The sequence below is a fragment of the Patulibacter minatonensis DSM 18081 genome (assembly GCF_000519325.1).
GTDB lineage: Bacteria > Actinomycetota > Thermoleophilia > Solirubrobacterales > Solirubrobacteraceae > Patulibacter > Patulibacter minatonensis.
Genome location: NZ_KI912613.1, coordinates 2,729,803 through 2,730,551 on the forward strand (window position 1 = coordinate 2,729,803; position 749 = coordinate 2,730,551).

Here is a 749-nt window from a genome sequence, read left to right on the forward strand (position 1 = left end):
GTGCGAAACGGCCGCGGGCGTCGATGGGACGTGGGGCTTCCGGTGGCGCCAAGGGGCGGACCGGCAGCGATTCGTGCGGCGGGGCGGCACATCGTGCTGCCGGTCGCGCCGGGCGGCGGGCTGGCAGCGATTCGTGCGGCGGGGCGGCACATCGTGCTGCACGTTCGCGCGTCGAGGAGCGTTGGGGCTCGCGGCGGCTCGTCTTCGAGCTGCAGGAACCGACAACGAATCGCGCCGGCTGATCGACTGTCGGGTTCTGCAGCGTGACGCTGCACGATCCGACAGTCGATCGATGCCGCCGGTTCGCTGTCGGATCCTGCAGGTGGAGGTCCGCCGCCACCCCCGTGGTGGCTCCGCGCGGTGGGAGTAGAGCTGCCGGAGGCGGTCGACGCACCGGCATCGGCGTCCGTTGCTGCGGTCCGGCCGCAGGAATGAACGCCGGGACGCCGGGATTCGTGGGGTGGCGTGCATTGCTGCGCCCTGAGCGCAGGAATGAACGCCGGGACGCCGGGATTCGAGGGTGGCGTGCATGGCTGCGCCCCGAGCGCAGGAATGAACGCCAGGCCGCCCGGGTTCGCGGGGTGGCGTGCATTGCTGCGCCGCGAGCGCAGGAACGGACGCCAGGGCGTCCGGATTCGTGGGGTGGCGTGCATTGCTGCGCCGCGAGCGCAGGAACGGACGCCAGGATGTCCGGATTCGTGGGTGGCGTGCATTGCTGCGCCCCGAGCGCAGGAATGAACGCCAGGCCG